This window comes from Streptococcus sp. (genome assembly GCF_030528045.1).
GTDB lineage: Bacteria > Bacillota > Bacilli > Lactobacillales > Streptococcaceae > Streptococcus.
The window spans coordinates 1-13,714 of the sequence record NZ_JAUMZR010000046.1; the positions used below are offsets into that span (position 1 = coordinate 1).

Genomic DNA, 13,714 nt, shown 5'->3' on the forward strand with positions numbered 1-13,714 from the left:
GGTCAAAGGCAAGAGCTGAGATAATGCCGTTCTCGTCAGAGAGTTTTTGCAAGCAAGCTACTTTATTGGGACTTAATTGTAATTTACTCATAGACACTTCCTTATTTTTGATATTCATGAATGATCACACCTTGTACCACACGGTTTACAGTACCAGTAGGAGATGGTGTATCTGGTTTATTTTCTACCTTGAGTGAAGTCAATAGGGCAAAGAGTTGGGCATAAACGATGTAAGGGAAGACACGGTAAATATCGTTCAAGACACCGCCACAACCAAGGGCTACTTCTTTGACATTTTCAAGACCAAAGGCTTGATCACTCAAGAGCACAACACGACGAGCAATCTGATCACCAGCCACTTCACGAACCAAGTCCAAATCGTACTTGCGAGTGTAGTCCGTCGTTGTACCAAAGATCAAAACAACTGTATTTTCGTTGATAAGAGATTTTGGACCGTGACGGAAGCCGACTGGACTTTCATACATGGTCGCAACTTGGCCAGCTGTTAATTCCAAAATCTTGAGCTGAGCTTCATGAGCAAGTCCAAAGAAAGGACCAGCACCAAGATAGATGACGCGGTTAAAGTCTAAATCAACAAGCTCTTTGACATCTTCTGCATTATCTAGAACTTTACGCGCAAGGTTAGTCACAACTTCAAAACGTTCAGCTTTCACAGCAAATTCTGTAGGATCAAAGACCAAGAGAGCTGTTAGCATCATAGACGTAAAGCTAGAAGTCATGGCAAATCCAGCGTCATTGGAAGCAGCTGGTTGCAAGAGCAAGAGATTGCGGTCATCGCCATGGGCTTGAAGCGCCAATTTCCCGTCTGCAGCACATGTAATGGTCAATTGATAGAGGTCATCCACCAAGGCTTTAGCCAAATCAACTGTCGCCACACTTTCAGGTGAATTTCCGCTACGAGCAAAGGATACAAGGACAGTTGCCACATCTTTTTTCAGATAGGTTTCTGGATTGGCTACAATATCTGTTGTCGCAATAGAATTGAAGTTCCATTTGCGCTCGTCATAGACTTCCTTAAAGTATGGCACCAAGGTATCTCCCACATAAGCAGAAGTACCAGCACCCGCCAAGATGACCTTGATATAGTCATGTTTATCCGCAATCCCTTGTAGGAAGGCTGCAATTTCTTCCCGTTTCGCTTGATAGGCTTCAAAAGCCTCTTTCCATACATCAGGCTGTTGGTAGATCTCACGAGTCGTGATTTCTGCACCCAGTTCAAGTAATTCTTCTTTTGTGTAATTTAGCATAGAGTTCCTCTAATCTATTGTTGTTTCATTCCTATTGAAAATATGGGAATGGGAGTGACTCCCATTCCCATGTATATTCTATATAAGATGCTCTAATGATTTTCACGTTGTCACATCTTATACTCAATGAAAATCAAAGAGCAAACTAGGAAGCTAGCCGCAGGCTGTACTTGAGTACGGCAAGGCGACGCTGACGTAGTTTGAACTTGATTTTCGAAGAGCATTATTCATCTTCGTCATCATCGAAGCATGCTAATAAATCATTGACTTTTACGATGCTTTCTGCAGCACGGCTCTTATAATCCGCTTCTGCACCTGTAAGGCTTGCATTGATAAATTCAATTACCATTGGAAGATTCATCCCTGCGTAGAGTTCAATGTCGCGACCTTCCATAATCAAACGGCTTACCACGTTACAAGGTGTTCCGCCGAGAAGGTCCGCAAAGACTAGGAAATCATCCAATCCTTCGATAGCAGCTTCAAATTTTGCAGTAAATTCTTCTGGACCATCTTCTGGAAGAAGAGCCACTGCATGAATGTTGTCCTGTGGACCCATGATCATTTCTGTGCTACCTTTAAGTTCTTCACAGAAACGACCATGACTCACCAAAATTAATGATTTGCTCATAAATTATGCACCCATTCCAAGTACAAATTTACCAAGAGCAGAAAGACCTACTGCAAGAACGATAATGATACCGATCGCTTTAGTAGAGTTCATACCTTTCTTACCAAGCAACCAGAAGATAAAGGCAGTAAAGATTGCTGGAAGCAAGCGTGGGAAGATTGAGTTCAAGATGTCCTGGAAGTCAATCATTTTTTCACCGATTGGCAATTTATAAGAAACTTCAAAGTTGATCAATGTTGCTACAAGAGCACCCATCATGAAGACACCAAGTACAGATGCAGCGTCAATCAAAGCTGTCAAGGTACTTTGCATGTTGTTGATAAGGCTAACCCCTTCTTTGTAAGCAAATTCCAATTGTTTCCAACGGAAGATGTCATAAGCTACTGCAACTGCAATCCAAAGGAAGATACCCCAAGGTTGGCCAGCGATAGCCATAGTTGCTGCGACTGACCCCATGATAGCAGGTACAAGTGAACCAAAGATTGTATCTCCAAGAGGAGCGAATGGTCCCATCAAACCTGTCTTGATACCGTTAACGGCGTCTTTTGCACCCACACCATCTTTTTCTTCCATGGCAAGGTCAAAACCAGCGATAATGGTATGGAAGAATGGTGAAGTATTGAAGAATTGAGTATGAACTTTCATCATTTCTTTCAATTCAGGAGTGCCATCCCCATACATTTTACGCAACTGAGGCAAGATCATGTAAAGGTAACCAGAAGCTTGCATACGTTCGTAGTTCCAACCTAATTGGAAAGTAAACAAGCTACGTTTGTTGATTTGATTAAAATCTTCTTTTGTAAGTTTGTAATTAGAATTCGTCATCTTCGATTTCCCCACTTTCTGATGGTGTAGAAGGTGCTGCTACAGCTACTTTTTGGCTATTTTTGAAGTGAAGCACTGCTAGGAAGATACCTACGATAGAGATACCAATCATAGACAATCCTTTGAAGTTGTTAGCAAAGCCAATCTTTTCAGCAACATCAGCAGGAAGAGTACCAAGGATACCCGCAACAGCGCCACCAAGACCTGTTACATATGAGTAAAGAACAGTCAACATAGCTGTCAAACCGAATCCCATTGCAAGGTAGTGAAGGTTACGTTTAACTGGAAGGTATCGAAGCAAGATTGCAAATCCAAGACCTGGAAGCATACGACCTGCAAGTGTCAAACCGTCTGCAACCCATTGGTATTCTTTAACAAGGTTTACAACACCTTGTACGAATTCTCCACCAAAAGCAAGAGCGAAGAATACTGGAAGGGCACGAGAAAGAGCCCATGGAATCGCACCAAGTAGGTAGTTGCGTTCGATACCTTTGTAGTCAAAGCGTTCGATCGCAGCATCAATACGGTGTGCAAAGAAAGTAGTTGTCATACGTCCAAGAACATCGAAGTATGTCAAAAGTGCTGCTACTGGTACAGCGATTGTTGTAATCGCAAGATCTGTATCAATACCTTGAGAGATAGAGAATGCTGTTGCAAGAACCGCACCAGAAGTTGCGTCGATACGAGAAGCACCACCGAAGGTACCAACCCCGAGAACGAACAACTGCAAGCTACCACCGATAAACAAACCAGTTGTCACATCTCCCATGATCAAACCAGTAATGAAACCAGCGAATACAGGGGAACCTGCAGATGAAACGATTGTCAACTCATCACAGATTTGATAAGCTGAGTACAAAGTGAGAAGTAAAATTTGCCACGGTTGTATCATAACAATGACCTCCTAAAAATTTTTTTCTATTTTAATAAGCTCAAAAAGTCTGAAACTGGATCATTTGGAACCATTTGAGCAGTGAGTTTCACACCTTTTTCTGCTAGTTTGTGGAAGTCTTCCACATCCTTGTCTACCACGTTGATAGAACGTGTGATAGAGCGAGTTTCTGGTGTTTGAGACATATTGCCGACGTTGAGTGTTTCAAGCGGAACACCTGCTTCGACCAAACCAAGGAAACGGTCTGGTTTACGTGCAACGATAAAGAGACGTTGGCTATCGTATTTACCAGCAAGGATATTTGCTGCTGCTTTCTCAACTGGCAAGATACTGAGTTTCACACCTGGTGGTGTCGCAAGTTTCAAACCACTCTTTTCAATATCGTTGTTAACAACTTCGTCGTCTACAACCATAATGCGTGAAACATTTAGTTTTCCAGCCCAAAGGTTGGCTACTTGACCGTGGATCAAACGTCCATCGATACGGCATCCTACAATTGTCATAAGTTTTCCCCCTTTATGTGTTTTAGTGTAGGTTTACGAGTTAAATGAATCTCTTCTTTATATTCGCCCTCAGTTTCAAATATGATGATGCGGTTAGCACCTTCCTTGAGATAGCTATGAGGGATATAAAGTGAGAGGGTCGGGCCGACGTTCCAGAAACGTCCTAGGTGGTGCCCGTTGACAAAGGCAACCCCCTTACCAAACTCAGACAAGTCTAAGTAGGTATCCTTCGGCTCTCCAACAGTAAAGTCGAAAGCGTAAAAGGCTGGTTGTCCTTCTATCCATCCTTTTGAAAAATCAATTTTCTCAGGATTATCCAGTGGTAGTGGATATTGTTTCCAATTCAGTAAGAAATGTAGATCTTTGCAGACACCTGTACGAATTCCTTTACACTGCGTATCCGCCAATAACTTATGTCCGTAGTTGACACGCCCCATATTTTCGATCAAGATGTCAATCTCTGAAAAACCTTCTCGGTTGCCCTGACAGTAGATGTCTTCACCAATCTCTGTCTGGTATTGAGTAGCAATCCATTGACTGTCTACAAAGAGTTGAGCTCGGTCACGTCCATCGATGATACGGAGACATTCCTCTTCTGCATCCCAACTTGCCTCCGTGCGGTAGAGAAGGTAGCCATAACTTTGACCAAGTTCTTCCATCGCTTTTGGATAGAGGCTCTCGGTAGGACTAGAGAGACTGTCCAAGGTTTCAAACAAGGAAACTTTTTCGACCAATGGAATGGACCCTATCTCCATGCTTTCCTTATAGAGTGGTTCCAACTGTGGATACTTCGGGAAGTGTGTTGCCATCATCTTCTTGACCGCTAGGTATTTAGCAGTTGGATTTCCTTCTTCATCGAGAAGGGCATCGTAGTCGTAAGATGTGACTTGTGGCAAATCCAGAGTTCCTCGAGCCGAGCAACCATTCATGAAACCAAAGTTTGTGCCACCATGGAACATGTAAAGGTTGATAGAGCCTTGCTCCAATACCTCTCGAACAGCTTCTGCCAATTCTTTAGGATCACGAATGATGATGGGTTCTTTCCAACGGTTGAACCAGCCATCCCAGAATTCCATACACATGAGAGGCCATTTTTTGCCATACTCATCAAAGAATTCCTGCATCTGTGAAAAGTTGCACAGAGCTTTAGAACCAAAATTCCCTGTCACAAAGAGGTCATCTTCGATCAAGGTTCCGGCTTTCAGAGTAGCCCTCCATGGACCATCTGAAGTAAAGAGGGGGCAATCAATCCCTCGGTCTTCCATCAATTTCCGAATCGCTCGTAGATAAGACTTATCTTCTCCATAAGAGCCATATTCATTTTCGACTTGCATCATAAGAATGTTTCCACCATTATCCAACAAGCGAGGCACAAGCCTTGGCAATAATTGGTCATAATAGCGAGCAACAGCCTCGATGTAGGCCGGGTCGGACGAGCGAATTCGCATGTCCTTGGTCAAGAGCCAAGCCGGCAAGCCACCAAATTCCCATTCTGAACAGATAAATGGAGACGGGCGAACAATGGCGTAGAGACCTAATTCTTGTGCTATTTGAAGAAATCTCTCCAAATTTCTGGCACCTTCAAAATCAAACTCCCCTTCAACAGGTTCGTGTAAATTCCAAGCCACATAGGTCTCGACTGTATTAAAGCCAAGCGCCTTTAAGTTATAGAGAGAATGATACCAATCCTCTGCTGGAATCCTAAAATAATGAATGGCACCGGACAAAATCTTGAACGGTTTTTCGTCTAAATAGAAATCGTCCTCAATTTTAAATCTTGTCATGTTATTACCTCTGACGAATTAAGTTTGCGCTTTCATTTATTATAATGTTAACTATAATCAAATCTTTTGCATTTGTCAATAGGTTTTATAAAATTATTTAAAATTTTTCTATTTTTTTACTTAACGTTTACCGAAATTATCTAAAAATAGCATGAAAATATCTTTTTATGTATGATAATTCATAAGAACATCAAATGAATTTTTTTACATGTAAAATAACATTTTTAGTCTATTATTTTAATTTTTTGACCTTAATACTACTCTTTTCTTTATATTTGTGGTAAAATCAAAATTGGAGAAAGAGAATCGAGGTGAAATTTATGGCTATTCCTAAATACCAATATATTAAAGATGAATTAAAAAACAAAATCATCTCTGGTCAATTTGCAAGTGGAGATAAATTTTATACAGAAGCCGAATTGATCGCGATGTACGATGTAAGTTCAATCACAGTTGTTCGTGCCTTGAACGACCTTGCTAAAGACGGCTACATTGTCCGCCAACAAGGTAAAGGTACTTTCGTTTCACGTGCCCGCAAGCACAAACTCGTTGAGTTTTCAGATGTCGAAATTTTTGAAACAAAAGATGATAAAGTTACTGTCCTTTCCATCGAGCGCGGAAACAAACTTGAATATCTAGATAAACTTGGACTACGTGGAGATCAATTCTACTATAAAATTGAACGTATTCGTCATACAAACAACGTAACATACATCTACCACACATCTTATATTCCTGAGCAATACATCAATGCCAACTATCCAAATCTTGACTATTATAGCTCTATCTATACACGTTTCAAATTGGATTACCGCATTCACATGAGTGATGAACATTTTGAGGAAATCAACGAAATCGCATTCCCAACACCAGAGCATGCTGCTTCTGTACTCGGAATCGATACACAATTCCCAACTGTCTTCCAAACGAAGACTACAAAACTTGAGGCCACTGGCCAAGTCCTTGCCTATAATGAAACTTATAAGCGAGCAGACTACTACAAAATCAAATTCATCTCATGTAACCGAGGTCATTAAGAAAAAGCCTGAGCCTAGCTCAGGCTTTTTCTCTATTCATTATAGCACGAGAAAGAAGTTGTGAAATGCTATGAAGGTCTCTCATTTAATTAGTAGCATTTTTAATAAAAATAGGTTAAATTTTTGTTTGGTTTTTCCTCTGTTTTATCCCTTATGGCAAATTTCTCCTAAATCTTATGATTTCCTCTATTTATTATAGTTCTTATATAAATCCACTTGACATTTTACTCCTGAGATAATAAAATAAAATAAAATAAAATCGGTTTTATGTAAACGCTATCATATATGATAATAACAAGGAGGTTTTGTCATGAAACTAGAAAAGAAACAGCGCTTCTCCATTCGTAAATACGCGGTTGGGGCAGCTTCTGTACTTATAGGATTTGCTTTTAGCGCACAAGTCGTATCTGCCAACGGGATTACTCCAGCTCCAACAGCCGAAGAAACTGTCCAAACTATTCAGGAGAGTCCTCAAGCAACCGAAGAAGCTGTAGACTCTAAGGTTCCAGAAAAACTGGAAGAAAAGGCTGACAAACCTGTAAAAGAGGAGGTCAAAGAAGACCAGGAGGCTCCTCGAACAGTTACTCCAAAAACAGAAGAGTCAAGCGCACCAGTTGTGACAGAAAATGCTACTCCAACTCCTACTGCTGAGAAAGAAAGCCCTGCCCCAGCTGAAACTCCTGCCGAAAGTACTCCTTCCGAAAAGAAAAACGAAGCCGTCACACCTGCAGTAGCCACTCCTAGCACAGAACGAGCAGCTCAGGTAAATGAAAAACTGGCAAAACGAAAAATGATCTCAATCGACGCTGGACGCAAGTACTTCTCTCCAGACCAACTCAAAGAAATCATCGACAAAGCCAAACACTACGGTTATACTGATCTTCATCTACTAGTTGGAAATGATGGCATGCGTTTTATGTTGGACGACATGACGATCACAACCAATGGCAAAACCTATGCAAGCGACGATGTCAAACGTGCACTCGAAAATGGAACCAATGCCTACTACAAGGATCCAAACGGCAACCATTTGACAGAAAGTCAGATGACGGACTTGATCAACTATGCTAAAAACAAAGGCATTGGTCTCATCCCAACTGTAAACAGCCCTGGTCACATGGATGCGATTTTGCATGCCATGAAAGAATTAGGTATTCAAAAACCGAACTTCAACTACTTTGGTAAGGAATCTGCTCGTACCGTTGACCTTGATAACAAGGAGGCTGTTGCATTTACCAAAGCTCTGATCAACAAGTATGCTGCTTACTTCGCTGGCAAATCTGACATCTTCAACATCGGGCTAGACGAGTACGCCAATGATGCTACAGATGCTAAAGGCTGGAGCGTTCTTCAAGCCTATAAATGGTATCCAGAATATGGATTCCCAGACAAGGGTTATGATAAATTTATCGCCTACGCTAATGACCTTGCTCGCATCGTCAAATCTCACGGCCTCAAACCAATGGCTTTTAACGACGGTATCTACTACAATAGCGACACTAGTTTTGGAACCTTTGACAAAGACATCATCGTTTCTATGTGGACTGGTGGATGGGGCGGATACGACGTCGCTTCTTCTAAACTTCTAGTTGAAAAAGGCCACCAAATCCTTAACACCAACGATGCTTGGTACTACGTCCTCGGACGAAATGCCGATGGCCAAGGTTGGTACAACCTCGACCAAGGACTCAATGGTATCAAGAACACTCCAATCACTTCTGTACCAAAATCTGATGGGGCTACTATCCCGTTCATCGGGGGTATGGTAGCTGCTTGGGCGGATACCCCATCTGCACGCTATTCACCATCACGCCTCTTCAAACTCATGCGTAGCTTCGCAAATGCCAATGCTGAATACTTCGCAGCTGACTATGAGTCTGCTGAGCAAGCTCTGAAAGAAGTACCAACAGACCTTAACCGCTATACTGCAGAAAGTGTCGCAGCTGTAAAAGAAGCTGAAAAAGCCATTCGCTCACTCGACAGCAACCTCAGCCGCGCCCAACAAGACACCATTGACCAAGCAATCGCGAAACTCCAAGAAGCTGTCAGCAATTTGACCTTCACACCAGAAGCTCAAAAAGAAGAAGACGCGAAACGTGAAGTTGAAAAACTTGCCAAGAACAAGGTAATCTCCATCGATGCTGGACGTAAGTACTTCACGCTCGACCAACTCAAACGCATCGTAGACAAGGCGAGCGAGCTCGGCTACTCTGATGTGCATCTTCTCCTAGGAAATGATGGACTTCGCTTCCTCCTTGATGACATGACCATCACAGCTAACGGCAAAACTTATGCAAGTGATGATGTCAAAAAGGCCATCATCGAAGGAACAAAAGCTTACTACGATGATCCAAACGGAACTACTCTTAGTCAAGCTGAAATCACTGAATTGATCGAGTACGCAAAATCAAAAGGCCTCGGACTCATCCCAGCGATCAACAGCCCAGGTCACATGGATGCCATGCTCGTCGCTATGGAAAAACTTGGAATCAAGAATCCTCAAGCCAACTTTGACAAGGTCTCTAAGACAACCATGGACCTTGAAAACGAAGAGGCGATGAACTTTGTCAAAGCCCTCATCGGCAAGTACATGGACTTCTTTGCAGGCAAGACTAAGATCTTTAACTACGGTACAGACGAATATGCTAATGATGCTACCAACGCGCAAGGCTGGTATTATCTAAAATACTACAATCTCTATGGTAAGTTTGCTGAGTACTCTAACACCCTTGCTGCCATGGCCAAAGAAAGAGACCTTCAACCAATGGCCTTCAACGATGGTTTCTACTACGAAGACAAGGATGATGTTGAGTTTGACAAGGATGTCATCATCTCTTACTGGTCTAAAGGATGGTGGGGTTACAACCTTGCGACGCCTCAGTACCTAGCAAGCAAAGGTTATAAACTGCTCAACACCAACGGAGACTGGTACTACATTCTCGGCCAAAAACCTGAAGATGGTGGTGGTTTCCTCAAAAAAGCAATTGAAAATACTAAAAAAACACCATTTAACCAGCTTGCATCTACCAAATATCCTGAGGTAGACCTTCCAACCGTCGGAAGCATGCTTGCTATCTGGGCAGACAGACCAAGTGCTGAGTACAAGGAAGAAGAAATCTTTGAACTCATGACTGCCTTTGCAGACAATAATAAAGACTACTTCCGCGCTAACTACAATGCCCTCCGTGAGGAACTTGTTCAAATCCCTGCAAACTTGGATGGATACAGCAAGGAAAGCTTGGAGGCCCTAAATGAAGCGAAAGAAGCTCTCAACTACAACCTCAACCGTAACAAACAAGCCGAGTTAGACGCTCTCGTAGCCAAACTCAAGGCAGCCCGCCTAGGCCTTAAACCAGCGGCAACCCACTCAGGAAGCCTCGATGAAAACGAACTAGCTGCCAATGTTGAAACCAAACCGGAACTCATCACAAGAGCAGAAAAGATTCCATTTGAGGTCATCAAGAAGGAAAATCCGAATCTCCCAGCTGGTCAGGAAAAGATTATCACACCAGGTGTAGAGGGCGAACGCACTCATTACATCTCTGTCCTTACTGAAAATGGGAAACAAACAGAAACGGTTCTAGATAGCCAAGTAACCAAAGAACCTGTGACCCAAGTGGTTGAAATCGGCGCCCCTATTACTCACAAAGGAGATGAACACGGTCTTGCTCCAGCCGCAGAGGCAAAACCAAGACTGGACATCCAAGAGGAAGAGATTCCGTTCACTACCGTAACACGTGAAAATCCACAATTACCACTCGGACAAACGCAAGTAGTCGTTGCTGGTGTAAATGGTCGCCGTACGATTTTCTACTCTGTCAGCACCACTGCTGACGGCAAGGAAGAAAGAACCCTTGTCAATAGTGCGGTATCGCAGGAAGCAGTAGCACAGGTTGTCGAAGTCGGAACTGCCGTTGAGAAAGCTAAGCAAGCTGAACCAACTACTAGCAAAGCAGATGAAAAACAACTCCCTGCAACAGGAAGTCAAGACTCTGCAGGCTTGGTCGCAGCAGGACTCATGGCGACTCTAGCAGCCTACGGACTGACTAAGAGAAAAGAAGACTAAGATTCTTCTAAGAGAATACGAAAAAGCGAGATTGAATCTCGCTTTTTTATTTTATGATTAGTCACCAAGTCCGATACGTTCGAAGATATCATCTACTCGTTTGGTGTAGTATGCAGGGTTGAAGATTTCATCGATCTCCTCTTGAGTGAGGCGTGATATCACTTCTGGATCTGCTTCGAGAAGCGGTTTGAAGTCTACTTGGTTGTCCCAAGAGTGAGCTGTTTTTGGTTGCACCAAGTCATAGGCTTGCTCACGTGTCATGCCTTTTTCAATCAAAGTCAACATAGCACGTTGGCTAAAGATCAGACCAAAAGTAGAGTTCATGTTGCGGATCATGTTTTCTGGGAAGACTGTCAAGTTCTTGACGATATTTCCAAAACGGTTGAGCATGTAGTCGATCAAAATAGTCGTGTCAGGTGTGATGATACGCTCAGCTGATGAGTGAGAAATGTCACGTTCATGCCAAAGAGCGACGTTCTCATAGGCTGTCACCATATGACCACGGATAACACGCGCCAGACCTGTCATGTTTTCAGAACCGATAGGGTTGCGTTTGTGAGGCATAGCAGATGAACCTTTTTGTCCCTTGGCAAAGAATTCTTCCACTTCGCGCTGCTCAGATTTTTGCAAACCACGAATCTCGGTCGCCATACGTTCGATGGAAGTCGCGATGCTAGCAAGAACTGCAAAGTACTCAGCGTGAAGATCACGAGGAAGGACTTGTGTAGAAATTTCTTGGGCACGGATACCTAGCTTGTCGCAGACATATTGCTCAACAAATGGTGGGATGTTAGCGAAGTTTCCAACCGCACCAGAGATCTTACCAGCTTCTACACCAGCAGCCGCATGCTCGAAACGCTCGATATTGCGCTTCATTTCACTGTACCAAGTCGCCAATTTAAGACCAAAGGTTGTAGGCTCAGCGTGCACACCGTGAGTACGACCCATCATGATGGTGAACTTGTGCTCCTTAGCCTTATCAGCGATGATGTTAAGGAAGTTTTCAAGGTCCTTGCGGATGATGTCGTTAGCCTGCTTGTAGAGGTAACCGTAGGCCGTATCCACCACGTCGGTAGAAGTCAAACCATAGTGGACCCACTTGCGCTCTTCACCAAGAGTCTCAGAAACCGCACGTGTGAAGGCAACCACATCGTGGCGCGTCTCCTGCTCAATCTCTAAAATACGATCGATGTCAAAGTCCGCCTTTTCGCGAATCAAAGCCACATCTTCCTTAGGGATTTCCCCCAACTCAGCCCATGCCTCGTCAGCCAAGATTTCCACCTCAAGCCAAGCACGGTATTTATTTTCTTCACTCCAAATGTTCGCCATCTCAGGGCGAGAGTAACGGTTGATCATGTTTATGATACCAAGGGCGACTAGAAAGCGACTGAATTTTAGAAACCCAAGGCGGGGTGTCTAAATTCTAAGCTTTCTGTCCAGGTTCGAATTAGTGAAACCTAGTGTCCTTTCCTTTCTAGTTTTAAAGTTATTTTTTACAGGAGAGAGACGCTTTTAGCAAGAATCCAAATACTTGAATTTGCCCTCTTCTCCTTATTGTTAAAAATTTTTAGCTCATTCAGAGATTATATAACCTGTATTCTTTGTTATACTTTTTAACTTCTCTTTAAATTATTTCGAAATAACCAATTTTATAAAATTTCAGAAGAATTTAATATTACTAATTCCGACACTGCTTCCAATAATGGAATCTCATTTCTCAAAATATCTTTATGAATATTTACTCGATAAGTTTGAGATTTCCTATTACTCTTACTGTGAATCAAGGAATTTCTAGTAAAATAAATCCTTTTTGCAAGAGTAATATATATCCCCTCTTCGTAACTAAAAGAAATATCAGGGCCATTACTAAAATCTACTTTATTATTTTGATAGAAGTCTGGATTTTGTTTCAACTCTATTAGTCTTTCTCTTAATTCTGTAGGTCTGACATACTCTTTTAAAACAAATTTCAAGGATTCTAATTCATTACCTTGACCACCCTCACCAAAGCCAGTCAATCGTTTATAAGAAAAATAAGCCGACTCCTTGATTTTAGATTTATTCCTATATGAAAAATCAGGATGAGTTATTTTGTTCATCAAATCTTCTATTAATTTTTTATTAAATATTTTATCATAAAAATATTCTAAGATATGATAATAAGAAATAAATTGTATAAATGGATCGCTACTTTCTGAAGCTTGTCGGTAGTATTCAATTATAAACGGATCGTATCTCCTTTTTGGTGCCTCCATTTCAAAAGGTTTTACCCCATACAACCTTCTCTCACCACTAATTTTATTCAAATTTTCAGCTTCAATTATTGGTCTATGTTTACTATAAATATAAGTAAAAATAAAAGAATCTTTATATGGTTTGAACTCATATATATCCTTAGGTTCATTAGAAATAATTTTCAATGAAAAATGATAGGGAGCAATTCTACTCGATAGATACGTTAAGAAGGGTTCATATTTCTTATCTTGTTCAAATTCGACTTGTTCAAGTCTCCCAACTCTTCTCTTACGCACATCCATATCTTTAAAATACATGAGTGTGTCATAACCAGGATAAACCATTTCCTCAATTCGTTTATATAGTAAATAAAATGTTGCAACATCAGAAATTCCAGCTATACGATAATTTATATTAGAAGCTGAAAAGGCAACACTTTTCTGTACAATTTTTATAAAGTGTTTTTTAAGGGATGA

Annotated in this window: 10 protein-coding genes; 2 read left to right on the forward strand and 8 right to left on the reverse strand. The window is 41.8% G+C overall.

All coding sequences use genetic code 11. The features are described from left to right. Positions 1-101 precede the first annotated feature (101 nt). From Q4A91_RS08250 to Q4A91_RS08275, 6 genes are all read right to left on the reverse strand, one after another. Positions 102-1,268 carry an SIS domain-containing protein gene (locus Q4A91_RS08250; RefSeq protein ID WP_303213036.1) on the reverse strand — a complete coding sequence of 389 codons (1,167 nt, stop codon included), beginning with the start codon at positions 1,266-1,268 and terminating at the stop codon, positions 102-104. Between the two features lie 223 nt (positions 1,269-1,491). Continuing rightward, positions 1,492-1,896, reverse strand: a complete 405-nt coding sequence (locus Q4A91_RS08255; protein WP_303213038.1) for a PTS sugar transporter subunit IIA — start codon at positions 1,894-1,896, stop codon at positions 1,492-1,494. A 3-nt stretch (positions 1,897-1,899) separates the two neighbouring features. Then, positions 1,900-2,721, reverse strand: coding sequence for a PTS system mannose/fructose/sorbose family transporter subunit IID (locus Q4A91_RS08260; RefSeq protein ID WP_254726234.1), 822 nt, complete (start codon positions 2,719-2,721; stop codon positions 1,900-1,902). Continuing rightward, a complete protein-coding gene (locus tag Q4A91_RS08265) occupies positions 2,708-3,613 on the reverse strand; it encodes a PTS mannose/fructose/sorbose/N-acetylgalactosamine transporter subunit IIC (protein ID WP_303213039.1) in 906 nt (301 codons plus the stop codon). The genes Q4A91_RS08260 and Q4A91_RS08265 overlap by 14 nt, the downstream gene beginning before the upstream one ends. 26 nt (positions 3,614-3,639) lie before the next feature. Next, the gene (locus Q4A91_RS08270; protein WP_000156968.1) at positions 3,640-4,116 is read right to left on the reverse strand and encodes a PTS system mannose/fructose/N-acetylgalactosamine-transporter subunit IIB; all 477 of its coding nucleotides are present in this window, start codon (positions 4,114-4,116) and stop codon (positions 3,640-3,642) included. Then, positions 4,113-5,900 carry a beta-galactosidase family protein gene (locus Q4A91_RS08275; protein WP_303213041.1) on the reverse strand — a complete coding sequence of 596 codons (1,788 nt, stop codon included), beginning with the start codon at positions 5,898-5,900 and terminating at the stop codon, positions 4,113-4,115. Before Q4A91_RS08275 ends, Q4A91_RS08270 begins: the two co-directional genes overlap by 4 nt. Before the next feature lie 320 nt (positions 5,901-6,220). On the opposite strand from Q4A91_RS08275, the gene Q4A91_RS08280 reads away from it, so the two are divergent. Both Q4A91_RS08280 and strH read left to right on the forward strand, forming a co-directional pair. Continuing rightward, positions 6,221-6,937: a GntR family transcriptional regulator gene (locus tag Q4A91_RS08280; RefSeq protein WP_303213042.1), complete on the forward strand. Its 717-nt coding sequence runs from the start codon at positions 6,221-6,223 to the stop codon at positions 6,935-6,937. Positions 6,938-7,247: 310 nt separating this feature from the next. After that, the gene (strH, locus tag Q4A91_RS08285) at positions 7,248-11,003 is read left to right on the forward strand and encodes an LPXTG-anchored beta-N-acetylhexosaminidase StrH (RefSeq protein ID WP_303213043.1); all 3,756 of its coding nucleotides are present in this window, start codon (positions 7,248-7,250) and stop codon (positions 11,001-11,003) included. Between the two features lie 57 nt (positions 11,004-11,060). On the opposite strand, the gene purB is transcribed toward strH, so the two are convergent. Both purB and Q4A91_RS08295 read right to left on the reverse strand, forming a co-directional pair. After that, positions 11,061-12,359: an adenylosuccinate lyase gene (gene purB / locus Q4A91_RS08290; protein ID WP_303213044.1), complete on the reverse strand. Its 1,299-nt coding sequence runs from the start codon at positions 12,357-12,359 to the stop codon at positions 11,061-11,063. Positions 12,360-12,652: 293 nt separating this feature from the next. Beyond that, positions 12,653-13,714 (reverse strand): hypothetical protein (locus Q4A91_RS08295; protein ID WP_303213045.1); only part of this gene is annotated, 1,062 nt, incomplete at its 5' end.

What these genes read in the sequence shown, in the direction of transcription:
- purB (WP_303213044.1), bottom strand. Translation starts at nt 12,359, where the DNA reads ATGATCAACCGTTACTCTCGCCCTGAGATGGCGAACATTTGGAGTGAA.
- Q4A91_RS08280 (WP_303213042.1), top strand. Translation starts at nt 6,221, where the DNA reads ATGGCTATTCCTAAATACCAATATATTAAAGATGAATTAAAAAACAAA.
- Q4A91_RS08265 (WP_303213039.1), bottom strand. Translation starts at nt 3,613, where the DNA reads ATGATACAACCGTGGCAAATTTTACTTCTCACTTTGTACTCAGCTTAT.
- strH (WP_303213043.1), top strand. Translation starts at nt 7,248, where the DNA reads ATGAAACTAGAAAAGAAACAGCGCTTCTCCATTCGTAAATACGCGGTT.
- Q4A91_RS08260 (WP_254726234.1), bottom strand. Translation starts at nt 2,721, where the DNA reads ATGACGAATTCTAATTACAAACTTACAAAAGAAGATTTTAATCAAATC.
- Q4A91_RS08250 (WP_303213036.1), bottom strand. Translation starts at nt 1,268, where the DNA reads ATGCTAAATTACACAAAAGAAGAATTACTTGAACTGGGTGCAGAAATC.
- Q4A91_RS08270 (WP_000156968.1), bottom strand. Translation starts at nt 4,116, where the DNA reads ATGACAATTGTAGGATGCCGTATCGATGGACGTTTGATCCACGGTCAA.
- Q4A91_RS08255 (WP_303213038.1), bottom strand. Translation starts at nt 1,896, where the DNA reads ATGAGCAAATCATTAATTTTGGTGAGTCATGGTCGTTTCTGTGAAGAA.
- Q4A91_RS08275 (WP_303213041.1), bottom strand. Translation starts at nt 5,900, where the DNA reads ATGACAAGATTTAAAATTGAGGACGATTTCTATTTAGACGAAAAACCG.